General features: G+C 63.4%; 25 protein-coding genes. 18 read left to right on the forward strand and 7 right to left on the reverse strand.

The window, feature by feature from the left end:
• The first annotated feature begins 4 nt into the window (after nucleotides 1-4).
• From rsmI to PF049_08970, 4 genes are read left to right on the forward strand one after another with little or no spacing between them, the layout of a single operon-like run.
• Nucleotides 5-862, forward strand: a complete 858-nt coding sequence (rsmI, locus tag PF049_08955; GenBank protein WBY15727.1) for a 16S rRNA (cytidine(1402)-2'-O)-methyltransferase — start codon at nucleotides 5-7, stop codon at nucleotides 860-862.
• Nucleotides 859-1,209 carry a YraN family protein gene (locus tag PF049_08960; GenBank protein ID WBY15728.1) on the forward strand — a complete coding sequence of 117 codons (351 nt, stop codon included), beginning with the start codon at nucleotides 859-861 and terminating at the stop codon, nucleotides 1,207-1,209. The genes rsmI and PF049_08960 overlap by 4 nt, the downstream gene beginning before the upstream one ends.
• A 10-nt stretch (nucleotides 1,210-1,219) precedes the next feature.
• Complete coding sequence (gene gshB, locus PF049_08965; protein WBY15729.1) at nucleotides 1,220-2,200, forward strand: glutathione synthase; 981 nt, start codon at nucleotides 1,220-1,222, stop codon at nucleotides 2,198-2,200.
• 48 nt (nucleotides 2,201-2,248) lie between these two features.
• Nucleotides 2,249-2,854, forward strand: a complete 606-nt coding sequence (locus PF049_08970) for a DedA family protein (GenBank protein WBY15730.1) — start codon at nucleotides 2,249-2,251, stop codon at nucleotides 2,852-2,854.
• Between the two features lie 25 nt (nucleotides 2,855-2,879).
• On the opposite strand, the gene PF049_08975 is transcribed toward PF049_08970, so the two are convergent.
• Both PF049_08975 and hemW read right to left on the reverse strand, forming a co-directional pair.
• Complete coding sequence (locus PF049_08975; GenBank protein ID WBY15731.1) at nucleotides 2,880-3,782, reverse strand: tyrosine recombinase XerC; 903 nt, start codon at nucleotides 3,780-3,782, stop codon at nucleotides 2,880-2,882.
• Complete coding sequence (gene hemW / locus PF049_08980; protein ID WBY15732.1) at nucleotides 3,779-4,930, reverse strand: radical SAM family heme chaperone HemW; 1,152 nt, start codon at nucleotides 4,928-4,930, stop codon at nucleotides 3,779-3,781. The genes PF049_08975 and hemW overlap by 4 nt, the downstream gene beginning before the upstream one ends.
• 37 nt (nucleotides 4,931-4,967) lie before the next feature.
• Here hemW and PF049_08985 point away from each other — a divergent pair, with 37 nt between their 5' ends.
• Nucleotides 4,968-5,549, forward strand: a complete 582-nt coding sequence (locus tag PF049_08985) for a CAP domain-containing protein (GenBank protein WBY15733.1) — start codon at nucleotides 4,968-4,970, stop codon at nucleotides 5,547-5,549.
• Between the two features lie 6 nt (nucleotides 5,550-5,555).
• Here PF049_08985 and rdgB read toward each other — a convergent pair whose 3' ends face one another.
• Together rdgB and rph are read right to left on the reverse strand one after the other, a co-directional pair.
• Complete coding sequence (rdgB, locus tag PF049_08990) at nucleotides 5,556-6,179, reverse strand: RdgB/HAM1 family non-canonical purine NTP pyrophosphatase (protein WBY15734.1); 624 nt, start codon at nucleotides 6,177-6,179, stop codon at nucleotides 5,556-5,558.
• 62 nt (nucleotides 6,180-6,241) lie between these two features.
• A complete protein-coding gene (gene rph, locus PF049_08995; protein ID WBY15735.1) occupies nucleotides 6,242-6,955 on the reverse strand; it encodes a ribonuclease PH in 714 nt (237 codons plus the stop codon).
• A gap of 105 nt (nucleotides 6,956-7,060) precedes the next feature.
• On the opposite strand from rph, the gene hrcA reads away from it, so the two are divergent.
• From hrcA to PF049_09010, 3 genes are all read left to right on the forward strand, one after another.
• The gene (gene hrcA, locus PF049_09000) at nucleotides 7,061-8,101 is read left to right on the forward strand and encodes a heat-inducible transcriptional repressor HrcA (GenBank protein ID WBY15736.1); all 1,041 of its coding nucleotides are present in this window, start codon (nucleotides 7,061-7,063) and stop codon (nucleotides 8,099-8,101) included.
• Between the two features lie 18 nt (nucleotides 8,102-8,119).
• Nucleotides 8,120-8,734, forward strand: coding sequence for a nucleotide exchange factor GrpE (gene grpE, locus PF049_09005; GenBank protein ID WBY15737.1), 615 nt, complete (start codon nucleotides 8,120-8,122; stop codon nucleotides 8,732-8,734).
• A 71-nt stretch (nucleotides 8,735-8,805) separates the two neighbouring features.
• Nucleotides 8,806-9,099: a glycine zipper domain-containing protein gene (locus PF049_09010; GenBank protein WBY15738.1), complete on the forward strand. Its 294-nt coding sequence runs from the start codon at nucleotides 8,806-8,808 to the stop codon at nucleotides 9,097-9,099.
• A gap of 3 nt (nucleotides 9,100-9,102) precedes the next feature.
• Here PF049_09010 and PF049_09015 read toward each other — a convergent pair whose 3' ends face one another.
• Together PF049_09015 and PF049_09020 are read right to left on the reverse strand one after the other, a co-directional pair.
• On the reverse strand, nucleotides 9,103-9,636 hold the full coding sequence (locus PF049_09015; protein WBY15739.1) for a vgr related protein: 534 nt from the start codon (nucleotides 9,634-9,636) through the stop codon (nucleotides 9,103-9,105).
• A 1-nt stretch (nucleotide 9,637) separates the two neighbouring features.
• Complete coding sequence (locus PF049_09020) at nucleotides 9,638-10,114, reverse strand: copper chaperone PCu(A)C (protein ID WBY15740.1); 477 nt, start codon at nucleotides 10,112-10,114, stop codon at nucleotides 9,638-9,640.
• A 167-nt stretch (nucleotides 10,115-10,281) separates the two neighbouring features.
• Between PF049_09020 and dnaK the strand changes: the two genes are divergently transcribed.
• The 3 genes from dnaK to PF049_09035 all read left to right on the forward strand — a co-directional run bounded on the left by dnaK (nucleotide 10,282) and on the right by PF049_09035 (nucleotide 14,171).
• The gene (gene dnaK / locus PF049_09025) at nucleotides 10,282-12,213 is read left to right on the forward strand and encodes a molecular chaperone DnaK (GenBank protein ID WBY15741.1); all 1,932 of its coding nucleotides are present in this window, start codon (nucleotides 10,282-10,284) and stop codon (nucleotides 12,211-12,213) included.
• A gap of 93 nt (nucleotides 12,214-12,306) precedes the next feature.
• Entirely contained in the window at nucleotides 12,307-13,416 is a 1,110-nt protein-coding gene (gene dnaJ, locus PF049_09030) for a molecular chaperone DnaJ (protein ID WBY15742.1), read from the forward strand.
• 116 nt (nucleotides 13,417-13,532) lie between these two features.
• Nucleotides 13,533-14,171 (forward strand): DUF6445 family protein, encoded by a 639-nt coding sequence (locus PF049_09035; protein WBY15743.1) that lies wholly within the window; start codon nucleotides 13,533-13,535, stop codon nucleotides 14,169-14,171.
• A 4-nt stretch (nucleotides 14,172-14,175) separates the two neighbouring features.
• Here PF049_09035 and PF049_09040 read toward each other — a convergent pair whose 3' ends face one another.
• Nucleotides 14,176-16,512, reverse strand: a complete 2,337-nt coding sequence (locus tag PF049_09040) for a patatin-like protein (protein WBY15744.1) — start codon at nucleotides 16,510-16,512, stop codon at nucleotides 14,176-14,178.
• A 71-nt stretch (nucleotides 16,513-16,583) separates the two neighbouring features.
• Here PF049_09040 and radA point away from each other — a divergent pair, with 71 nt between their 5' ends.
• From radA to proS, 7 genes are all read left to right on the forward strand, one after another.
• On the forward strand, nucleotides 16,584-17,951 hold the full coding sequence (gene radA / locus PF049_09045; GenBank protein ID WBY15745.1) for a DNA repair protein RadA: 1,368 nt from the start codon (nucleotides 16,584-16,586) through the stop codon (nucleotides 17,949-17,951).
• A 12-nt stretch (nucleotides 17,952-17,963) separates the two neighbouring features.
• On the forward strand, nucleotides 17,964-18,497 hold the full coding sequence (locus tag PF049_09050; protein ID WBY15746.1) for a CvpA family protein: 534 nt from the start codon (nucleotides 17,964-17,966) through the stop codon (nucleotides 18,495-18,497).
• The gene (locus PF049_09055; GenBank protein WBY15747.1) at nucleotides 18,494-18,931 is read left to right on the forward strand and encodes an iron-sulfur cluster assembly scaffold protein; all 438 of its coding nucleotides are present in this window, start codon (nucleotides 18,494-18,496) and stop codon (nucleotides 18,929-18,931) included. The genes PF049_09050 and PF049_09055 overlap by 4 nt, the downstream gene beginning before the upstream one ends.
• Before the next feature lie 39 nt (nucleotides 18,932-18,970).
• Nucleotides 18,971-20,626, forward strand: a complete 1,656-nt coding sequence (locus PF049_09060) for an MFS transporter (GenBank protein WBY15748.1) — start codon at nucleotides 18,971-18,973, stop codon at nucleotides 20,624-20,626.
• Between the two features lies 1 nt (nucleotide 20,627).
• Nucleotides 20,628-21,683, forward strand: coding sequence for an alanine racemase (alr, locus tag PF049_09065; GenBank protein ID WBY15749.1), 1,056 nt, complete (start codon nucleotides 20,628-20,630; stop codon nucleotides 21,681-21,683).
• Between the two features lie 115 nt (nucleotides 21,684-21,798).
• Entirely contained in the window at nucleotides 21,799-22,365 is a 567-nt protein-coding gene (phaR, locus tag PF049_09070) for a polyhydroxyalkanoate synthesis repressor PhaR (GenBank protein WBY15750.1), read from the forward strand.
• A 58-nt stretch (nucleotides 22,366-22,423) separates the two neighbouring features.
• Nucleotides 22,424-23,968 (forward strand): proline--tRNA ligase, encoded by a 1,545-nt coding sequence (gene proS, locus PF049_09075; protein ID WBY15751.1) that lies wholly within the window; start codon nucleotides 22,424-22,426, stop codon nucleotides 23,966-23,968.

A 23,968-nucleotide genomic window follows, 5' to 3' on the forward strand; every position in this document is an offset into this window, starting at 1 on the left:
GTTCATGGGCGTATTCGTGGACAGGACCAGCCAGACCGAACCCCTTCCCGCGGGGCTGTATATCGTCGCCACGCCGATTGGCAATCTTGGCGACATCACCATGCGCGCCGCCGATATACTGGCGCGGTGCGACGGCGTCGCGTGCGAGGATACGCGCGTCACCGGCAAGCTCATGAAGCATCTCGGCCTGTCGAAACCGCTCTGGCGATACGACGATCACGCAGGCGAGAAAGACCGTGCGCGGCTGGTCGCATCGATGCACGACCGTGCGGTCGCGTTGGTCAGCGATGCCGGAACGCCGCTTGTCAGCGATCCGGGCTACCGGCTGGTCAACGATTGCAGGCAAGCCGGGATTGCCGTGACCACCCTGCCGGGGGCGTGCGCTGCCGTGGCGGGACTGACGCTGTCGGGCCTGCCCAATGACAGGTTCCTGTTCGCCGGGTTCCTGCCTTCGAAGGACAAGGCTCGCAAAAAAGTACTGGAGGAACTGGGCGGGATCGACGCGACACTGGTTTTCTACGAAACCGGTCCGCGCTTGCTGAAGAGCCTGGCGGCCATTTCCGAGGTGCTGGGCGCGCGCGACATTGCCGTGGGCCGCGAACTCACGAAACTGCACGAGGAATGCAGACGTGGCCTGCCCGATGGCCTTGTTGCGTTTTATGAAGCGCACCCTCCGAAAGGCGAGATCGTCCTCATGATCGGGCCCGCAGATCCCCACATGGTCCAGCACGACGTGGACGCGCTATTGCGGGATGCCATGGGCCAGATGAAGGCGTCGCAGGCCGCGGCGAGTGTTGCCCGGATGACGGGTAGCGATCGCAAGGCGCTGTATGCCCGGGCGCTGGAGCTCAAGAACCAGTGAAGCGTCAGAAGGCGGAGAAGCAGGGCCGGGACGGGGAAACCCGCGCTGCGCTGTGGCTGCAAGCCAAGGGCTGGCGTATCCTTGCACGGCGGACGAAAACCCCGCGCGGCGAGATAGACCTGATTGCCAAGCGGGGCGGCATCGTCGCTTTCGTAGAAGTCAAATGGCGCCGCCACGCCGCCGACCTCGACCATGCAATAGACGAACGCCGCCTTTCGCGCGTGGCGGCGGCGGTGGAATGCGTCGCGCATGAATATGCGGCCGAGGGGGAGGATATCCGGGTCGACGTAATCCTGCTTGCACCCGCCACCCTGCCACGCCACATCGCCAACGCCTGGCAACCTTAGGAAACAACAGATGACCCTGCGAATAGCTGTCCAGATGGACCCGATGGAAAGCGTCAAGATCGCGGGCGATTCCAGCTTTGCCCTGATGCTGGGGGCGCAGGCGCGCGGCCACGAGATCTTCCATTACGATGTCGGCACGCTGGCTTGGGAATCCGATGGAACCCCTCGAGGCAGGATTACCGCCCATGCCGCACCGGTCGAGGTGCGGCGCGTGGAGGGCGACCATTTCACCATGGGCGATCGCCGGCAGGTGGACCTCGCGCACGATATAGACGTCATCCTGATGCGGCAGGACCCGCCTTTCGACCTTGGCTATATCAGCGCGGCGCTGCTTCTCGACAGGCTGAAGGGGCAGACGCTGGTATCGAACGACCCCCGCGAGGTCGTGAATGCCCCCGAGAAAATGTTCGTCCTGGATTACGCGCAGTTCATGCCGCAGACCCTGATCGCGCGGACTATGGACGAGGTGCGCGCGTTCCAGCAGAAGCACGGCGCCGTCGTCGTGAAGCCACTGCACGGCAATGGCGGCAAGGCAATCTTCAAGCTCGACGCCGACGGGACGAATGCGTCTGCCCTGTTCGAGGTGTTCAACCAGACATGGCCGGAGGCGCACATGGTCCAGCCTTTCCTCCCCGAAGTGAGCGAGGGCGACAAGCGCATCGTGCTGGTCGACGGAGAGTTTGCCGGTGCCATCAATCGCAAGCCGGGGGTGGGCGAGTTCCGCTCCAACCTCGCACAGGGCGGCTATGCCGAAGCGGCGACCCTGACCGCTCGCGAGGAAGAAATCTGCGCGGCCATGGGTCCGGAACTGGCGCGCCGGGGCCTCACCTTCGTGGGCATCGACGTGATCGGCGGCAAATGGCTGACGGAAATCAACGTGACCAGTCCGACCGGGATCGTGGCCATCGACCGGTTCAACGGCAGCGATACGGTCGGCGCGATCCTCGACGCGGTCGAACGTCGCCATGCAGCAATGGTCGCCGCCGCCTGACCGGCTGATTACCGAGGCACGTCGGCGCATCTCGCGCATTTGTCAGCCATGGACGATTTTGTTGTCAGCCTGATCGAGCGCCTCGGCTATGCAGGGGTCGCGATCCTGATGGCGCTGGAAAACATCTTTCCGCCCATGCCCTCGGAAGCAATCATGGGCGCAGGGGCGCTTGCCATCGAACGTGGCAGCATGGATTTCTGGCCGCTTCTGATCGCCGGCACGATCGGGACGACCCTGGGCAATTACGTGTGGTTCTGGGCAGGCGACAAATGGGGCTATGAAAGGCTGGGGCCGTTCATCGACCGCTGGGGCAAGTGGCTCACCATGGAATGGGAAGACGTGGAACGTGCCTCCGATTTCTTCAGGAAGCACGGGCAATGGGTCGTCTTCATCCTACGTGCGACCCCGATCATGCGCACGATGATTTCCCTGCCCGCGGGCCTCGCGCATATGGGCACGCTCAAGTTCCTGCTGTTCACGGCAGCCGGCGCGGCGCTTTGGAATGTCATGCTGATCGTCGGGACCCAGTGGCTGTCCCGGACCTTCTCAGACATCGACAATATCGTCAGCGGGGTGATCGTCGCGATCATGGTGCTGGCCGTGGCGGGCTATGTCCTGCGCCTCGTAACATGGAAACCGCGCGCGGATAGGTGAGGCGCTGCGCGCGTCGGTGCTGCAGTCAGTCTTCGTCGCGTTCACGCGGATGGGCGCCGCGATACGCCTCCAGCATCTTCGACGCATCGACCTTTGTGTATATCTGGGTCGAGCCGAGACTGGCATGGCCCAGCAGTTCCTGAAGGCTTCGCAAATCCGCTCCTTCGCCAAGGAGGTGCGTCGCGAAACTGTGCCGCATCGCGTGCGGCGTTGCGGTTTCCGGCAGTCCGAGCGAACGACGCGCCCGGGCCGTCGCCTTTTGCACCATTCCCTGCGACAAGCGCCCGCCTTTTACTCCGCGAAAAAGGGGTTCGTCGTCCTCCAGCGTGAACGGACATGCCCGCGCATAGGCATCGACGGCATCGCGCACTTGCGGCAGGATAGGCACCACCCGCTGCTTCCTGCCCTTGCCGGTGACACGCAGCGTCTCGCCGAGCGGGAGGACCTCTGCCGACAGGGAAAGCGCCTCTGCCACGCGCAGTCCCGCTCCGTAGAGCAGAAGTACGACCGCCCGGTCTCGCGCGCCGACCCATCCTTCGGATGCGTCGCTCTCGATCCTCTCCGCAAGTCCGATTGCTTCATCGGGCGTGACGGGGCGGGGCAGGCCTTTCTTGATCCGCGGTCCCCTGAGCCGGGGGGCGTCCGTTTCCGCCGCGCCGGTTTCGGCCTTGGCGAAGCGGATGAAGGCCTTGATCGCGGAAAGTTCCCGTGCGGCAGAGGCATTGGACAACCCCTCGCTGCGCCGCATGGCAAGATGGCGCCGCACAGCACCTGCATCGAGGCTCGCAACCGTGTCGAACGTTGTCAGTCCCATTGCTTCGGCCAGCCTGCGGGCCGCCGTTCCATAGGCCCTGACAGTGTGGGGCGATCGCCGCAGATCGACGGCGAGATGCTGTTCCCAGCGTTCCAGCACCGATTGATCGCTCATGCGCCGACGAGGTCGCCCGGCACCAATTCGCCGAGGAGACCGTCGAGCAGGGGCATCCCCGCCTGTGTCACGCCAAGGCGGTCGCCGTCCCGCCACAGCAGGCCAAGGTCCGTGTATAGCGCGGCCTTGTCGGGCACGATGAGCTCGCCAGTCGCGAACCCAGTCCGAATGCCCAGCGCAGCAAGGTCGATCCCCTCGCGCAGCCTCAGGCCCATCAGCAAGGCTTCCGACGCCTGTTCCCGCCGATCGAGCGCTTGTTCTTCCGCTATGCCGTGCCCTTGGCTCTCAATGGCAGACAGCCAGTTCTCCGGCTTCTTGTGCCGCTGCGTAGCGCGACCCCCGCGCCGGCCATGCGCACCCGGTCCGATGCCGCAATAGTCGCGGTATCGCCAATAGGTCAGGTTGTGCCGGCTTTCCTGTCCAGGGGCCGCATGGTTGCTGATTTCATAGGCCGGTAGCCCGGCACCCGCCGTCATCTCCTGTGTCACGGTAAAGAGCGTTGCCGCGTCGTCGCCGTCCATCGGTTCGAACGAGCCGGTCCTCACATCAGTCGCAAACCGGGTGCCGGGCTCGATCGTCAATTGATAAAGGGAGAGATGGGATGTGCCGAACGCGATCGCGCGGCGCAGTTCGTCGGCCCATGCGTCCATGCCCTGTCCTGGCCGAGCGTAAATGAGGTCGAAGCTGACGCGGCCGAAAAGCTCCTGCGCATGGTCCAGCGCGGACAGCGCTTCTTCGACGGAGTGCTCACGCCCAAGAAAGCTTAGCGCTTCCCGCTCGAGGGACTGGATACCAAGCGATACGCGGTTGACCCCGGCGTGTGCGAGGTCGGCGAACTTGTCCGCTTCAAAGCTCGTCGGATTCGCTTCCAGCGTAATTTCCATGCCCGGCGCAAAACCCCAGAGACGCTCCGCCTCTGTCAGCAAGGCGGCGACGAGGCGCGGTGGCATCAGGGAGGGCGTGCCTCCACCGAAAAAGATCGATTCCAGCGGCTCGCCGGCAGCCGCATCGGCCTCGTGGCGCATATCGGCCAGCAAGGCATCCTGCCAGAGAACATGGTCCACCTCGGCCCTGACATGACTGTTGAAGTCGCAGTAAGGACATTTCTTCAGGCAAAAGGGCCAATGGATGTATAAGGCTCGGGCCATAGGCGGACCCTCGCGCTGCCTGGGAAAGGAAGTCAAGATGCGTTCGATCAAACCGGTGCTTACCGCTGCTGCGCTGCTCCTCGGTGCCCAAACGGCAATGGCGCAGGACGCGCAGACCTCAGCCGAAACCGGCACGCCGCTGGCGCGGCCCGTCGAACCTGCCGCTGCCGAGGAGCAGATCAGCATGTTCGCTCAAAGCCTGCTGGGCGCGCATAATGACGCGCGGCAGAAAGTCGGCGCACCGCCGCTGCGCTGGAGTGCCACGTTGCAGAATGACGCCGCGCGTTATGCTGCGGTGCTGGCGGAAAAGAACATGATCGAGCATGCCAGCGCAGAAGCGCGAAAGGGCGCAGGCGAGAATTTGTGGATCGGCACGACCGGATTCTATTCGACCAGGGCGATGATCGACGCCTTCCTCAGCGAAGAGCGGTATTTCGAGCCGGGCGTCTTCCCCGACGTATCGACCACCGGCAACTGGATCGATGTCGGGCATTACACCCAGATCATCTGGAAAGACACGCAGGAGGTCGGCTGCGCCGTTGCCAACAATTCGCAGAACGACGTGCTGGTTTGCCGGTATATACCTTCGGGCAATTGGCGCGGCGTGGCGATACCCTGACGAAGCTCAGCCGAACTGGTCGGCGACCAGCTTCGCAAAGGCATCGGCGCGGTGGCTGATCGCATGCTTTTCCGCCGGATCGATCTCTGCGAATGTCTGCTCAAGCCCTTCCGGTACGAATACCGGATCGTAGCCGAAGCCCAGTTCCCCCCGGGGCGGCCACACGAGCGATCCGGGCGCCGTGCCCTCGTACACCGCATGTTCTCCGTCCGGCCAGGCGAGCGCCAGGACGCAGTGGAAGGCGCAGGCGCGTGAAGCGTCCGGCCCCTGTGCCTGCAGCAGCCCCTCGACCTTGCCCATCGCCATGAACCAGTCGCGCCCGGCTTCGCCTTCGAACCATTGCCGCTCCGCCCAGTCGGCGGTGTAGACGCCGGGACGCCCGCCCAGCGCGTCCACGCTAAGGCCGCTGTCGTCGGCAAGCGCGGCCATGCCCGACGCCTCTGCCGAGGCGCGCGCCTTGATCAGGGCGTTCTCGGTGAAGGTCGTGCCGGTTTCCGCCGGTTCTGGCAGGCCGAGTGAACCGGCCGAGATGCATTTCACCCCATAGGGATCGAGCAGGGCCGATATCTCTTTCAGCTTCCCCGCATTATGCGTCGCAATGACGAGGGAACCGCTACCCAGCCTGCTCATGAACGTCGCATCCTTCCTTCAATGGTCCCCGGTCCGGACATCAAACCGGGGAATGCACCTGGTCAGCCGACAGCCTGATCCTGCGCCTTGAAAATGTCCGCACAGCCCATCTGGGCAAGACGAAGGAGACGCAGGAACGCTTCCTCGTCGTAAGGCGCACCTTCGGCCGTTGCCTGCGCTTCCGCAATCTTGCCACCTTCGATCAGGACGAAGTTGGCATCGGCGTCGGCATTGCTGTCCTCCGGATAGTCGAGATCGAGAACCGGCGTACCCTGATAGATTCCGCAGGAAACCGCCGCGACTTTCGCGGTAATCGGGTCCTCGGAAATCAGTTTCTGCTCCATGAGGCCGTTGACCGCGAGGCGCAGGGCGACCCATGCGCCGCTGATCGAGGCGGTACGCGTCCCGCCATCGGCCTGGATTACGTCGCAATCGAGGGTAATCTGCCGCTCGCCAAGCTTTTTCAGGTCGACCACAGCGCGAAGGGATCGCCCGATCAGGCGCTGGATTTCCTGCGTCCGACCGGACTGCTTCCCGCGGGCAGCTTCGCGGCTGCCGCGGGTATGCGTGGCGCGGGGAAGCATCGAATATTCGCCGGTGACCCAGCCTTCGCCCTTGCCGCGCAGCCACGGCGGGATGCGTTCTTCGACAGACGCCGTGCAGAGGACCTTCGTCTCACCGAAGGAGATCAGGCACGATCCCTCCGCGTGCTTGGTGTAGCCGGTCTCGATCGTGATAGCGCGCATTTCATCGGGCGCGCGGCCAGAAGGTCGCATGGGTGTCTCCGGAAGGGATGGCAATGTTTCGCGCCGCGATAGGCGCATGCAGCACCGGCTTGCAAGCTTGCGGACCGGACTTTGCGCGCTATCTCGGAAGGCGACATGGCTTCTCCACCGCTTCTCGAACTGACGGACCGCGCACGGCTGGTTTTCCAGCTCGTGGTCGAAGGGTATCTCGATAGCGGCCAACCCGTCGGGTCGAAGACATTGGCGCGGGAAGGGGGGCTCGACCTCTCGCCTGCCTCGATCCGGTCCGTGTTGGCGGAACTGGAGCAGGTCGGCCTGCTCGCGGCCCCTCACACCAGTGCGGGCCGGATGCCGACCGAGACGGGCCTGCGCATTTTTGTCGACGGCATGATGCAGGTTGCAGAACCGACGCGCGAGGAACGCCTGGCGATAGAGCAGCGACTGGAGGCGTCCGGTCCCATCGAGAAAGCGCTGGAGGCAACCAGCGCCATGCTGTCCGATATCAGCGGCGCAGCCGGAATGGTCCTGGTGCCGCGCCGCGACCCCCGCCTTTCGCAGGTTACGATCGTCCCGCTCGACAAGGGCCGTGCGCTCGCCGTGCTGGTCGGGGAGGACGGCCAGATCGAGAACCGCGTGATGGACGTCGGCAATACGCCGGCCAGCGTGCTGGAACAGGTCGGCAATTACATATCGTCGCACCTTGCGGGCCGGACGCTTCCCGAGGCGAGCGATGCAATCCGGCAGGAGCTCGCAAGTGGCCGCACGGCTCTCGACGAGGCGAGCCGCGACCTGGTCGAACGCGGGATCGCGGTCTGGAGCGAAGATGCCTCTCACCGACCCGTGCTCATCGTGCGTGGACAGGCCAACCTGCTGGATGAAGCCGCGATGGAGGACCTGGAAAGGGTGCGCTCCCTGCTCGACGATCTGGAAAGCAAGCACTCGGTCGCAGGGCTACTCGAGAGCGCACGGGACGCGGACGCGACGCGCATTTTCATCGGCAGCGAAAACCGCCTGTTCGCCCTGAGTGGCTCTTCCGTCATCGCCTCTCCGTATCGCGATCGCGAAGGGAAGGTCGTAGGCGTACTGGGCGTGATCGGGCCGACGCGGTTGAATTACGCACGGGTCGTGCCCATGGTGGATTTCACAGCCCGATCGCTGGGCAAACTCATCGGATAAACGGATACATACTCACCCATGATGGATGATACGAACAAGACGGACGAACCCAAGGTCGACGCCGAGATCGAGAAAGAGATGGAAGGTGTGCCGGAGCATCTTCGGGACGATGGCGCAGACGAACCTGAAAACGCATCCGATGGCGAAGAAGGCGAGAGCCTGAGCGACGCGATCGAGGCGCTTCGCAATGAGCTGGCTGAGGCGAAGCAGGAAGTTCTCTACGCGCGCGCCGACACGCAGAATGTCCGCCGCCGGATGGAAAAGGATGTCACCGATGCGCGGACCTATGCCGCGACCGGTTTTGCACGCGACATCCTGTCCGTTGCCGACAATCTCGCCCGCGCCGTCGATTCCATCCCCGAAGCGCTGCGTGAAGATGACAAGTTCAAGGGGCTGGTGGCCGGGATCGAGGCAACGCGCCGCGAACTGGACAAGGTCCTGGGCCAGCACGGCGTAACCCGCGTCGCTGCAACGGGGCTGCCGCTCGACCCCAATGTCCACCAGGCGATGATGGAAGTCCCCACGGCGGATGCAGAGCCGGGCACGATCGTGCAGGAAATGCAGTCCGGTTACATGATCAAGGATCGGCTGCTCAGGCCCGCGATGGTCGGTGTCGCGAAAAAGCCGGACTGAGCCAATCTTCCTGCGGAACCGATGCGACCTGCGCTAGTCTAGCTAGTGGTGGGTTCGCAGAGGAGATATTTATGAACAAGAAGATGATGCTCGCGCCGATTGCCATGGTCAGCGCCCTTTCACTGAGCGCTTGCGCCGAGAACTATGCAGCCGAAGGCGGCCTTGCGGGCGCCGCTGCAGGTGCGGGGATCGCTGCCATCACGGGCGGCGATATCGCGACCTATGCGCTTGCAGGCGCTGCCGCTGGCGGACTTGCCGGCTATTTCGTCGACAAGAACGACCGGTGCGACGGTTACAACAACGACCGCTACCTGGACGACGATTGCTTCGGCACGCGGGGCTATCCCGCCGATCCGCGCTACTGACGGTCAGGTCTTGTTGATGCCGGGGAAGCGGACGAGGAGGTCGTAGGCCTTCGCGTCGGCAACCCCGGCAAGCTTTATCCCGCGCCTCAGCAAGAAAGCGTGTTTGACGATTTCGGCCTGCTGCTCGATCCCGTACTGCTCCAGCGAGCGACCCGGTTTCAGGGCGTAATCGTATCGGCACCATGGATGCCGGTGCAGGGGCAGATACCAATCGCCTTTCGACTGGGTCTGCCAGACATGGGTCATTTCGTGGATGAATAGTCCCTGCCGCTGCCACGGTGCGGCGGCGAAGTCCTCGCAATAGCTTTCGCCCCTGGGGTGAAAATGAAGATGCCCGCGCGGGGCCATCGTCACGTTCCGCGGCTGAAAGAAAGCCCATTTGCGGCGGCGAATGGTGACTTTGCGGTAATCGATCGCATTGCCGAAAATCGACCGGGCAAGGGCGGTTTCCCCGTCGGTCAGGCGCCGTTCGCCGCCGACAGGACAAAAATCCGCCGCCGCATGGTCGGCATCGGTTTCCAGGTCGGGGCCGTGCACCCTAGCGGTCTGCTCCGGCAGCGACGACTTCCGCCTCGAAAGAGGTCTTGTCCCCGCCCACCACGGTCAGCGTCACTTCGAGCGATTGCCCCTCGGCGACATCGTCCTCCAGGCCGAACACCATGATGTGCCGGCCGCCCGGCTCGAACGATACCTCGTCACCGTCATTCAGCAAGAGGGGGCCCATTTCGCCCATCACCATCCCGCCGTTCCATTCCGACGTCTCGTGCAGTTCCGCGTTTTCCGACTTCTCGACCGATACCGCGCGCAGGGTGGTGGAGCGTTCGCCGGAATAGCTCACGTCCATGTAGATCGCGGCCGGGTTGCCGCTCACCGGCGGGAGCACCAGGCGGGCATTCTCGACCGTCAGGCCGGGTACGGCCTCGACATCGCCTGCCGGTGCCTCTGCCGTTTCCCCGCAGCCCGATACAGCCGTACCTGCCACACCAAGCGCCAGCGCCAATGCCCATTTTTTCACTGAAATTTCTCCGTCAAACCGTCTTGAAGCGGGCCTAGCCCGCTACCTCCCTTGTGCCAAGGAAAAGCCCACCTATATCGCTCCCATAATCGAGCCGTAACGGGGCCCTGCCACTGACGGGGGGCCTTAAACGCGGTGTCCAACATACTGAAATGAATGGGGTATCAATGAGTAAAGTGATCGGTATCGACCTTGGCACCACCAATAGCTGCGTGGCTGTCATGGATGGCGGAAAACCCAAGGTGGTCGAGAACTCGGAAGGCGCGCGCACGACGCCCTCGATCGTCGCCTTCACCAAGGATAACGAGCGCCTGATCGGCCAGCCTGCCAAGCGCCAGGCCGTTACCAATCCGGACAACACGCTGTTCGCCATCAAGCGCCTGATCGGTCGCCGGTTCGATGATCCGCTGACCAAGAAGGACATGGACATGGTCCCGTACGACATCGTCAACGGCAAGGGTGGCGACGCCTGGGTCGAGGCCGGTGGCACGGAATACTCCCCCAGCCAGATTTCCGCCTTCATCCTGCAGAAGATGAAGGAAACCGCCGAGAGCTATCTGGGCGAAGACGTGAAGCAGGCCGTCATCACGGTGCCCGCCTACTTCAACGATGCACAGCGTCAGGCGACCAAGGATGCCGGCCAGATCGCCGGTCTCGAAGTCCTGCGTATCATCAACGAACCGACCGCAGCCGCGCTCGCGTATGGCATGGACAAGGAAGACGGCAAGACCATCGCCGTCTACGACCTTGGTGGCGGCACGTTCGACGTCTCGGTTCTTGAAATCGGTGACGGCGTGTTCGAGGTGAAGTCGACCAATGGCGACACCTTCCTCGGGGGCGAGGACTTCGACAACGCGATCGTCGAATATCTCGCGGATGAGTTCAAGAAGAAGGAAGGCATCGACCTTCGTTCGGACAAGCTCGCGCTACAGCGCCTGAAGGAATCCGCCGAGAAGGCGAAGATCGAATTGTCCAGCGCGCAGCAGACGGAAGTGAACCAGCCCTTCATCACGGCGCGCATGGAAGACGGCAACACGACGCCGCTCCACCTCGTCGAGACGATTACCCGTTCCAAGCTGGAGCAACTGGTGGGCGACCTCATCAAGCGCACGCTCGAGCCGAGCAAGAAAGCTCTGGCAGATGCCGGCCTGAAGGCGAGCGAGATCGACGAAGTCATCCTCGTCGGCGGCATGACCCGCATGCCCAAGGTGCGTGAAGTGGTCGAGGAGTTCTTCGGCAAGAAACCGCACACCGGCGTCAATCCGGACGAGGTCGTTGCCATGGGCGCAGCGATCCAGGCCGGCGTCCTGCAAGGCGACGTCAAGGACGTGCTGCTGCTCGACGTCACCCCGCTGTCGCTGGGCATCGAGACGCTTGGCGGCGTCTTCACCCGCATGATCGACCGCAACACGACGATCCCGACCAAGAAATCGCAGACCTATTCGACTGCCGAAGACAACCAGCAGGCCGTGACGATCCGCGTTTTCCAGGGTGAACGTGAAATGGCAGCCGATAACAAGCTGCTGGGCAATTTCGACCTTGTCGGCATTCCGCCGGCCCCGCGCGGCGTGCCGCAGATCGAAGTCACATTCGACATCGATGCGAACGGGATCGTCAACGTGTCCGCCAAGGACAAGGGCACCGGCAAGGAACAGACGATCAAGATCCAGGCGTCGGGCGGCCTCAACGAGGCCGACATCGACCAGATGGTTCAGGATGCCGAGAAGTTTGCCGAAGAGGACAAGAAGCGGCGTGAAAGCGCGGAAGCGCGCAACCAGGCCGACAGCCTTGTCCACGCGACGGAAAAACAGATCGAGGAACACGGCGACAAGATCGACGCCGGCCTGAAGTCCGATGTCGAGGCAAAGATTGCCGAGGTGAAGACTGCCCTGGAAGGCGACGATGCCGATGCAATCTCTGCAAAGTCGCAGGAACTGACCGAAGTCGCCATGAAGATGGGCCAGCAGATCTACGAGCAAGAGCAGGCCAGTGCGTCTGCCGATGCCCCTGCGGGCGGCGAGGCTGCCGATGGCGGCAAGGCCGATGAAGACGTCGTCGATGCGGAGTTCTCCGAAGTCGACGAAGACGCAAAGAGCTAAGGCTCGAATGCGAACCCTGGCCGCCGCCGATGCCACCGTGCATCGGCGGCGGCTGACGTTTCGAAAACAGGCCGATCCGGACGGGGATATTCTTTGGCAACCGAAACCGATCTCTACAAACTGCTTGGTGTCGACCGAGGAGCCGATGCCGCTACGCTGAAAAGCGCCTATCGCAAGCTGGCGATGAAGCATCATCCGGACCGCAATCCGGGCGATCCCGAAGCAGAGGCGCAGTTCAAGGCTGTCGGTGCCGCCTATGAAGTCCTGAAGGACCCGCAGAAGCGCGCGGCCTACGACCAGTACGGCCACGCCGCCTTCCAGCAGGGCGGAATGGGCGGCGGGGGCCATGCCGATTTCGGCGATATCGGGGACATCTTCGAGACCATTTTCGGCGGAGGCTTCGGTGGTGGACGCCGGCGGCAGGCGCGCGGTGCGGACCTTCGCTACGACATGCAGGTCAGCATGGAAGATGCGTTCGACGGAAAGAAGACCCAGATCGAGATCGAGGTTTCGCAACAATGCGACATCTGCAACGGCTCCGGCGCGGAACCAGGTACTGGGACGCGTGGATGCAATCTGTGCAATGGCTACGGCAAGGTCCGCGCAAACCAAGGCTTCTTCGTCGTCGAGCGGCCCTGTCCCAATTGCCATGGACGCGGTGAAGTTCTCGAAGATCCGTGCAGCACCTGCCGAGGCGAAGGGCGGGTCGACAAGCCGCAAGCGCTCGATGTCGAAATTCCCCCGGGCGTCGATACAGGCACGAGGATCCGCCTGTCGGGCAAGGGCGAAGCGGGTCCGCGCGGCGCGCCTCCCGGCGACCTGTATATCTTCATCCACGTCGCCCAGCACGATTTCTTCGAGCGCGAAGGCACGACTTTGCTGACCCGCGTTCCGATCAGTTTCACTACCGCGGCGCTCGGCGGATCGGTCGACATTCCCGATCTCGAGGGCTCGACGAACACGATCGACATTCCCGCCGGGATTCAATCGGGCCGTCAGCTGCGCAAGCGGGGGGCGGGCATGCCGGTCCTCCAAGGCAGGGGGCGCGGCGATCTCGTCGTCGAAATCCAGGTCGAGACTCCGACGAAGCTGAGCAAGGCGCAGAAGGAACTGCTGAAGGAATTTCGCGAAACGGAAACAGGCGCGGAATGTCCGGCAGCGCAGGGCTTCTTCGACAAGCTGAAAGGTGCGCTCGGTGCATAAGGCGCGGGCAATCAAGCGGGGTTACGGATTCTTTGCCCTGCCGCGCTATTTCCGTATCATCTCCTGATCTATCGTGATTGGCAGGGAAGCGCTGCAGCGAAAGGAAAGCCTCGAACATGACCGTGTTGCCGTCCCTCACGATCATCGACGACTTTCTTGCCGATCCACACGCAGTCCGGCGCGCCGCCCTAGCGCTCGATTACGACAGTGAGGCCAATCGCAGCAACTTTCCCGGCCGCAATTCGGCCACCGCACTGCCGACCAAAACGCTGGAAGAAGCGGTGTCGCGCCAGATCGGGGTTCAGGTGACGGGCACCCCCGACACCAGTCATGGCCGGTGCAGAATCACGCTGAAAACGGACAAGGGGAAAAGCGGCGTCCACTGCGACCCCGCATTCTATTCCGGCATCCTGTATCTCTCGCGCCCCGAAGACTGCGACCGGCCCGGCGCAGGGGGAACGGATTTCTTCCGCCACAAGCGTACCGGTATCGACCGTGTGCCGCCGACGCTGGAAGATGCGCGCGCAAAGGGTTTTCGCGACATAAACGCCGTGTTCGAAGAGGTGGTGAACAGGGACACGAACCACCCCGCCAAATGGCAGCGCACGATGCGCGTACCGATCCGGTTCAACCGTCTGATCCTGTTCTCGCCATGGCTGTTCCACACCGCCGCACCCGGATTCGGCACCGACCTGGAAAGCGGCCGTCTCGCCATGCTTCTCTTCTTCGACAGGGCCGGACCACTGCCTGTCTGACCCATCAGGGCAGACGTTCGCGGATTTCCGTTTCGATGGCGTCGATCAGTGAAGGATCGGCGGTCAGCCTGCCGCGTTCTTCATCGAGGATCGCCAAAAAGAGCTCACGCTTGTAAGCGCTGCATACGCTGTCCAGTATCGGATTCTCGAGCGTTGAGCACACGAGGTCGACCATCCGTTCCGCGCCGTGCAGTCGCCCCCAGAGATAATCGTTCTCTCGGTAGGCCCGGCTGAAGAACGCGCCGAAATTATAGAACTCCGTACCGCGCAGGGTGGCGGCTGTTCCGCCCTCCCTGATCGACCGGGCATCCTCCGGGCTGATCCTGTCGACCTTCACCGGGTCGAATTCGGTCAAGCCGTCGGCGCCCAGCAGCGGCAGTGTGGCGATGTCGTAATAGGGAAAGCCGAGATAGGTCAGCAGCATCTTGCGCCGCAGGTTCTCCGGCATCTGCGTGAGCGCGACCGAGAGCATTTCCTCTGCCCTCAGGTCCAGTTCGGGAAGCAAATGTCGTTCTGCCAGCAGGTCGAGCACGGGTCCGGGCGCCTCCATCACGTTGGCGGCGGCAAGGGAGAAATCGTCGCCCAGATGGGCTGTCGCCTCGCGGTCGAAATACAGCGACAAGATGTCGTAGATTGCCGAGCGGGCGTCATCCGTTGCCGCATCGTCGATGTCTGGATCGGCATCCCATTCGCGGGACGCGCGACGCGCCAGCAATCGCAGGCGCCGGATACGAAAGCCGAGGTCGTGGGTCCGGAAGAACGCGATGGCGGCATCGTTCGCACCGCCGCTGTCGCTGCCCAGCGATGTCAGGCCCCGCCGCTCCAGCTCGCGCCTGAGCGACGCGACCAGAGGCTGCGTATCGGGAATAGCGAGCGAAGGAGCGCTGGACAGGGCCAGGGACGCGAGCCGCTCCAGAATGCCGTTGAACTTGGTCTGGGCGTAGGGGTGGTAGGCGAACCCGGCATTTTCCGCTGCCGCCTGCTGAGCCCGGTTACGCCAGTTTTTCAGGCGGCGCGGGGTAGGGCGGTTCAGGAACAGTGTTCGGCCGAACAGCTTGTCGACCGCATCCTCCACCGCAGGGCGCATGCCGGACACGATATCGCGGCGCCGCGAAGCTTCGCGCGATTGCTTTTCCAGCGCTTCCAGATTGTCGCGGATCGGCTGTTCGCGCGGGATGGTGGACAGGGAGCCGAAGATGGCGGAGAAAAAGCCGACCGGCCCGGCGTCCCCTTTAGCCGCGGCCTCTTCACCGGAGTTGTCACTGCCGAACCGTTCGGGGCGGGGATCGATATAGACGAAGCGGCGATCGACTTCGCGGTGGGCGGGGCGGCCTCGCAAAGCCTCGATCGCGCCGGCGAATGGGGCATTCACCAGAACCGCGCCGTCGATCAGATTGACCGCATCGGCCGTGCCGCGATCTGAATGCACCGGCATGATCCGCTGGAGAAAGGCGTCGCGGCCTTGCCACTCATCACCGGTCTCGCTTGCCAGCCTGTCGATCTCGCCCACCTGCAGGGGAGGGAATGCGCCCGGAAAACTGGAGGTCGCGCGCGCCGCGAAGGTCAGCTCGTAATGATCCGCCAGCGACTTTCCCGCCTCCAGCGGCACGCGCGCGGTGAACGAGACCGGCATGCGGTGCTCGCTTTCCATGACGACGGGCGGACTGTTCAATCGCAGCATCTCGAGATGACCGCCGAAATCCGTGGCGGTCACGAACAAATCGATGGGATGGGCCGGCGGCAGCAGGGGAGGTCCGGCCTGACTGCCCGCCACGGCCTGCAGCGCATCGTGCAGCAGGCGGGACATGCCGAGACCCGAGAACGGGGGCTGGAACCAGCGTCCACGGATCAGGCGGGATACCTTCGTGCGCACCTCTTCCCGCGTTTCCGGCGCGACGCTCTCGCTGACGGCATTTCCGGGGCGGCGAAGCAGATATTCCGCCAGGGGCTGGGCCCACAATTTGGCATACCGCCAGACGGGGCGCGCGTCCTTGTCCGTCAGGCGGTCGATATCCGCATTGTCCAGCCACAGTTCGGTGAGCGGCTCCAGCGACCGTCCCGAATGGATTGCCTCCGCCAGGAAAACCGCATTGATGCCGCCGGCGCTTGCCCCGGTGAGGATGTCGGGCAGAACGCGCAAGGACAGTCCCGCTTCGTCTCGTAAATGGGTAAGCAGGCGGACATAGACGTCTTCCGAACCGCCCGTGACCCGGTCATCGTCATGGAAGGCGCGGCTGGCCCGTGCGAGCTTCCAGATCTCTTTGGTGACACCGTGCATGTATACGGCGAGGCTGACGCCGCCGTAACAGACCAGGGCAATCCGGAGTTCTTTCTGCCGCATGCCCGCCTTGTGCAGTGGATAGGCCGCGAAGGCAATTGCGTTCCCCCAATGTTCTGTTTACGGCCCGGTACATGGCGAAGCCGAAGAAACGATACATCTGCCAGGCCTGCGGGTCGGTCTCCCCTCGCTGGCAGGGGCAGTGTCCCGATTGCGCGGAATGGAACACGCTGGTGGAGGACGCGCCTGCGACGGTGTTCTCGCAAAAGCACGATCTGTCGAGCGGCGGCCGGGCCGTGTCGTTCGTTCCCCTGGACAAACCCGGAGAGATGCCCGTCCGCCAGCCCACCGGCCTTGCGGAGTTCGATCGCGCGCTGGGCGGCGGACTGGTGCCGGGCAGTGCAATCCTGATGGGCGGCGATCCCGGGATAGGGAAATCGACGCTACTGCTGCAAACAGCAGCCGCCGTTGCGAAGGATGGCGGGCACGCGGTGTATGTCAGCGGCGAGGAAGCGGCGGGCCAGGTCCGGCTGCGTGCGGCACGGCTCGGTCTTGCGGACGCTCCCGTCAGCCTCGCAGCGGCGACGTCGGTGCGCGATATACTGACAACGCTTGGCAGGATGGACGCGCCCAAGCTGCTGGTGATCGATTCCATCCAGACGATGCATTCGGACACCATCGAAGGCGCGCCGGGCACGGTCAGCCAGGTCCGGGGCTGTGCCTTCGAACTGATCCGCTACGCCAAGGAGAACGGCGTCGCCTTGGTGTTGGTGGGCCATGTGACGAAGGATGGCACGATTGCCGGCCCCCGCGTGCTGGAACACATGGTGGACGTCGTCATGAGCTTCGAGGGTGAACGCAGCCACCAATACCGGATCCTGCGCGCGCTCAAGAACCGGTTCGGTGCGGTGGATGAAATCGGCGTGTTCGCCATGGCGGGAGCGGGGCTGGAAGAAGTCGCGAACCCCTCCATGCTGTTCCTCTCGGGCCGGGACGAGCCTCTGGCAGGCAGTTCGGTCTTCCCCGCGCTGGAGGGAACGCGTCCGGTGCTGGTCGAGGTCCAGGCACTCATCGTCAGGCTGCAATCGGGGGCTACGCCCCGGCGTGCGGTCGTGGGCTGGGACAGCGGCCGCCTCGCGATGCTGCTCGCTGTGCTGGAATCGCGCTGCGGCCTGAATTTCAGTTCCGCGGAAGTCTATCTCAACATCGCCGGCGGCTACCGTCTGTCCGATCCTGCCGCCGATCTGGCGATTGCCGCCGCCCTGATCAGCGCCTTGGCCGACAAGGCCCTGCCGAACCGCTCGACCTTTTTCGGCGAAGTGTCGCTGGGCGGGGAAATCAGGCCCGTATCCCATGCCAGCCTCAGGATGCGGGAATCGGCGAAACTGGGTTTCGACGTCGCATTCGGTCCGCACGGTATCGACGATGTACCGGATGGCCTGCGTTATGACGGTCTCCGGCAGCTCTCCAATCTCGTTGACCGCATCATGGGCAGCCAATAATAGCCCGTTTGAATGACGGGTTTCGATATCATCGTGATCGTGATTGTCGGCGTTGCGGCAATCGGCGGGTTCATGCGCGGACTGGTGCAGGAAGTGCTGTCGCTGTCCGTGTGGTTCGTGGCGGCATTCTGCATTCACTACCTGCATTATCCGCTGTATTCCCTGCTGCTCGGCTACATTGCATCCTCGACGCTGTCGGCGCTGCTGGGCTTCGCCTTGCTGCTGCTGATCCCCTATATCGGCATGAAGATCATCATAGGTCTGGCAGCGGCCGACAATGGCGGTTCCGAACTCAAGCCTTTCGACCGCGTTCTGGGCTTTGCCACGGGACTGGTGAAGGGTGCGCTGATTGCAGTTTTCGGCTTCTGCCTCATCGCCTTCACCTTCGACGAAACGTGGAGCATTACCGGACGGCCGGCATGGGTTGCGACCGCGCGCACCTATCCCGCAATCAATGCAGCAACGAACGAGCTTGTGCCGCTTATCGCTGTGCGCCGGGCCAATTTGCGTGAAGCTGGGGAAGCTGCCGCAGAAGGCGCGGAATGACCGCTCGTCCTGCAGGGAAACTGTACACCCCCGAAATGCTTCACCTGGCCACGCAGCTGGCCGAATTCCCGCCGCGGCCGGAATTGCCGCTTCACGGGGAAGCCAGGTCCGCCACGTGCGGAAGCAAACTCGCCCTCGATGTCGAAATTGCGAATGACGAAATATCCGCTTCGGGACTGCTGGTGCAGGCCTGCGCCGTCGGACAGGCGAGCGCCGCCCTGTTTGCGCAGTGGATCGATCGTCGCCCCGTATCGGAAGTGACAGTTGCAGGCGAGGCTGTCGAACGATGGCTTGGAGGAGACGCTCGCCTGCCGGAGTGCATCGATCTTGCAACGATTGCAGCTGCGCGCGACTATCCCGGCAGGCATGGGGCAATCCTGCTACCGTGGAGAGCCTTTTCCGACGCGCTTTGCAACGCGCCCGGATCGGGCTAATCCGTCAGGCGACGCGCCTGGGGGAGGGTAGGTCAGGTCATGAGTGAATCAACAGCACCATCGCCGGAAGCCGCCGGAACACGCGAGCCCAGCGAGAAGGAAATCCGTCTCGTCATCGCCGCCAGTTCCGCGGGCACGATTTTCGAGTGGTACGATTTCTTCATCTACGGGACGCTCGCCTACATCCTGAAAGACGCGTTCTACGACGTCGACAACGACACGCTCGGCCTGTTGCTGGTGTGGTCGACATTTGCCGTCGGCTTCGCCTTCCGGCCTATCGGCGCGGTCTTGTTCGGTTTTCTCGGGGACCGGCTGGGCCGCAAATATACCTTTCTCGTCACCGTCACTCTGATGGGCATTGCCACCGCCGGGGTCGGCCTGATCCCGACGGTCGCGACGATAGGAATTGCCGCGCCCATCATCGTCATCCTGCTCCGCATTCTCCAGGGTCTGGCCCTCGGCGGAGAATATGGCGGCGCGGCAATCTACGTGGCTGAACATGCGAAGCCGGAAAAGCGGGGCTTTTACACCAGCTTCATCCAGGCGAGCGTCGTTGGCGGCTTCGTCCTGTCGATCATCGTCGTACTGGCCTGCCGGTTCCTGATACCTGAGGACGATTTCGCCGCCTGGGGTTGGCGCGTCCCGTTCCTGCTTTCGATCCTGCTTCTCGTCATCTCGCTGTGGATGCGGCTCAAGCTCTCGGAAAGCCCGGTGTTCCAAGCGATGAAGGCCGAGGGAAAGATTTCCGGCAATCCCTTCGTCGAAAGCTTCACCTATCCCGGGAACAAGAAGCGCATCTTCGTCACCCTGTTCGGCGTGACCGGCGTGCTGACCACAATCTGGTATACCGCATTCTTTTCCGGGATGAGCTTCCTGCGCGGCCCGATGCATGTCGCCGACCTGACGGTCGAACTTCTGCTGCTCGTATCCGGCCTGCTCGCCATGTCGTTCTACATCCTGGTCGGCAAGTGGTCGGACCGGGTCGGACGCAAGAAACCGATCATCATCGGTGCGATCCTGTCGCTCGCACTGCTGTTTCCGGCCTTTTGGGCGCTGGGCAGCCTCGCCAATCCGGGTCTCGCCGAGGCATCGGAGCGTACGCCCGTCGTCGTGCGGGGGGCGAATTGCACGACCGATCCCTTTGCCGAATTGCTGGACCGCGAGCAGACGTCCTGCGGGAAACTCCTAGAAACGCTGACCGCTTCCGGGGTCACCTACGACGTCGAACCGGCCGCCACGCTCGGCCTGTCTGCGGGCGGTGAAGACATCGCGATCGCGCCCGAATGGCTGGAAAGCGGCGCTGCGCGAAGCGAGGGGGTCCGGGCGGCCCTTACCGAATACGGCTTCGACTTTTCGAAGCAGCAACCGGATGCCCTGCGGCTTCTCGGGATCGTCGGCGTGCTGCTCGTCCTCGGGCTTCTTTCGGCGCTTACCTATGGTTCCGTTGCCGCCCTGCTGGCCGAGATGTTCCCGCCCAGCATCCGCTATTCCTCCATGTCCATTCCCTATCACATCGGGGCCGGGTACCTCGGAGGCTTCCTGCCTCTGATCGCAGGCATCATCGTTGCGCGAACCGGCGACCTGTATGCAGGGCTGTGGTACACATGGGGCGTGGTCGCCTTCGGCGTAATCGTCGCCTGGTGGGGCCTGCCGGACGGACCGCCGAAAGATTTCGAAGAGCGCGCCGAAAGCTGACGTGAGAAACGAAGACCTTCCCCCGGTCCCGACGCCAACCATACGCCTCGACATCGACCGCGATGCGCTGGGAGCGAACTGGCGGTTCCTCGATCGCCTTTCCCGTCCGGCACGCGCCGGTGCGGCGGTCAAGGCCGATTGCTACGGCCTGGGCGTCGACACCTGTCTACCCGTCCTTCTGGAAGCAGGCGCGCGCGACTTTTTCGTGGCCCACTGGAGCGAGGTTTCCGGCGTCCTGCGCCATGCGGAGGCGCATCAATTGGCCGTGCTGCACGGCGTCAATACACCGGAAGAAGTGCAGTACGCGCGGGCCACCGGCGTTCGCCCGGTCATCAATTCGCTGCATCAGGCGCGCTTGTGGAACCAGTCGGGCGGCGGCGAATGCCATCTGATGATCGACACCGGCATACACCGTTTGGGGATATCGCCGGAACAGGCGCGCGACCCCGCAATCGCAGCGCTGGACGTCGGTGTCCTGATGTCTCACCTTTCCTCCGCCGACGAAGACGGGGAAACCAGCGGCGACCAGCTTGCCGCGTTCCATGCAGCGAAGGATGTTGTCGGGGCGAGGGAACTCAGCATCGCCAACAGCGCAGGTGTCGGGCTCGGTTCGCAATACGCCTTCGATCTCACGCGGCCCGGTCTCGCGCTTTACGGCGGCGTCCCGCGGCCGGAGCTTGAAGGCCGGATCAGGCAGGTCGCCTTTCCGCGCGCCTCGATTATACAGGTCCACGAGCTGAAGGCAGGCGACAGCGTAGGGTACAACCGGGAATTCACCGCAAGCGAGCCGATGCGCGTCGGCACCGTGTCGCTGGGTTACGCCGATGGCTTCCTGCGCAGCTGGGGCGCGCGTGGCTGGCTGGAACATGACGGCAGGAAGCTGACCCTGCTGGGCAAGGTATCGATGGACATGGTAATCGTGGACCTCCGGGACACACCGGACATTGGCCTCGGTGACTGGCTCGATGTTCCTTACGACCTGCCGTCCGCGTCGCGAGTCAGTGGCCTTTCCCAATACGAATTGCTGACGGTTCTGGGCCAGCGAATGCGCGGCTGAGGACTGCACTTCGTTGCATCGCAACGCTATTTTGCAGTGCGCTCATTGCGGTGCAGCACGGCGTGATGCTACATTGCTGTACAAGAGACAATCAGGACCGCGGGAAAGAGACGGCATGGCAGGCAAGGACACGGCTTCCGGAGAGCCGATCATCATCAAAAAATACGCCAACCGGCGGCTCTACAATACGCAGAGCTCCAGCTACATCACGCTGGAAGACCTGGCCAGGATGACCCGCGACGGTGTCGAGTTCGAGGTCAAGGATGCCAAATCGGGCGACGATATCACCCGGTCGATCCTGACCCAGATCATCATGGAAGCCGAAAGCGGAGGCGCCCCCATGCTCCCCATCAGCTTCCTGCGCCAGATCATCGGCATGTATGGCAATTCGATGCAGGCGGTCATGCCGACCTATCTCGAAACCGCGATGCAGAACTTCCGCGAGAACCAGGCCAAATGGCAGGAAGCGGCAAAGAACACGGCTGGCGGCAGCCTGCTGGCCAGGATGCACGAAACCAACATGGCGATGATGCGCGCTGCGACCGAAGCCTTCATCCCCGGCGCCGGTCAGAAAACGGACTCGCCGCCGACGGACCCTGTTGCCGGATCGGAAGACCAGCTATCGGCATTGCGCGACCAGATGGCGGCCATGCAGAAGAAGCTGGACGAGCTGGGCAAGTAACGCCACCTGACAGCGCACGCCGGACCGGCGTCGTCAACGAATTACGGACACGCAACCCATGCCGAATATCCGCCACGCCCTTTCCGTCAAACGGGAAGACGATTTTGCAGCCTGGTACCAGTCGGTCATTTCCGAAGCCGAGATGGCGGAAGAATCGGGAGTGCGGGGCTGCATGGTCATCCGGCCCTGGGGCTACGGCATATGGGAACGTATCCAGCGCCTGCTGGACGACCGGATCAAGGTGACCGGCCACGACAACGCCTATTTCCCGATCTTCATCCCGCTCGCCAATTTCGAGCGCGAGGCGGAGCATGTCGAAGGCTTTGCCAAGGAAATGGCCGTCGTCACCCACCACCGGCTCGTCGCCGACGGGAAGGGCGGTCTGAAGCCCGATCCCGAGGCGAAGCTGGAAGAGCCGCTGATCGTTCGCCCGACATCCGAAACCATCATCGGCGACGCTATGGCACGCTGGGTTCGCAGCTGGCGAGATCTCCCGCTGAAGCTGAACCAGTGGGCTAATGTCGTGCGCTGGGAAATGCGGACCCGCATGTTCCTGCGGACCAGCGAATTCCTGTGGCAGGAAGGGCATACTGCCCATGCCGACGAGGCCGAGGCCAAGGAACACACGCTCCGCATGCTGGAAGTGTACCGCGCCTGCGCCGAGGAAGATCTGGCGATGCCGGTCGTCGCGGGCGAGAAGCCGGAGAACGAACGCTTCCCCGGCGCGGTGGAAACGTGGTCGATCGAGGCGATGATGCAGGACGGCAAGGCCTTGCAGGCCGGCACCAGCCATTATCTCGGCACGAACTTTTCGAAGGCCGCAAACATCAAGTATCAGGACCGCGAAGGCGGCGAACAGCTGTGCCATACGACCAGCTGGGGCGTGTCCACCCGCATGATCGGCGGCGTCATCATGACGCATGGCGACGATGACGGGCTGCGCGTGCCGCCGCGCATCGCACCGCACCAGGTCGTGATCCTGCCGATGCTGCGGGACAAGCCGGAAGATGCAGCGCTGATCGATTACTGCGAGGAATTGCGCGCCAGCCTGATCCGCGAACAGGCGCTGGGCGAACCGATCCGCGTGCTGCTCGACACGAAGCCCGGCAAGGCTGCGGCAAAAAGGTGGGACTGGGTGCGAAAGGGCGCGCCCGTCATCATCGAAGTCGGTGGGCGCGACATGGAAAACGGCGTCGTCAGCCTGCTTCGCCGGGATGATCTGTGGAACACGGAAAACGGGAAGCCGGCCTTCAAAACGCCTTCCCGCGAAGAGGCTGCGTCCGGCATGGCTGCCATGCTCGAGGATATCCAGAACACGCTGTTTGCTCAGGCTCGCGAGCGCCGCGACGCCAACATAAGGCGCGACATCACGACGCTGGACGGATTGCGCGAGTTCTTCTCTGCCGACGCGAAATTCCCCGGCTGGGCCGAAGTGGAGTGGTCGAAACCCACTGGCGAGGCTCTGGAGAAGGTGGTGGAGCAGCTCAAGGAAATGAAGCTGACCGTTCGCAACGTCCCGATGGATGATGCCGGGGCCACCGGAACCTGCATCTTCACCGGCGAACCCGCGGCCGAGAAGATCTACGTCGCAAAGGCGTATTGA

It is taken from the genome of Erythrobacteraceae bacterium WH01K (assembly GCA_027941995.1).
GTDB lineage: Bacteria > Pseudomonadota > Alphaproteobacteria > Sphingomonadales > Sphingomonadaceae > CAJXSN01.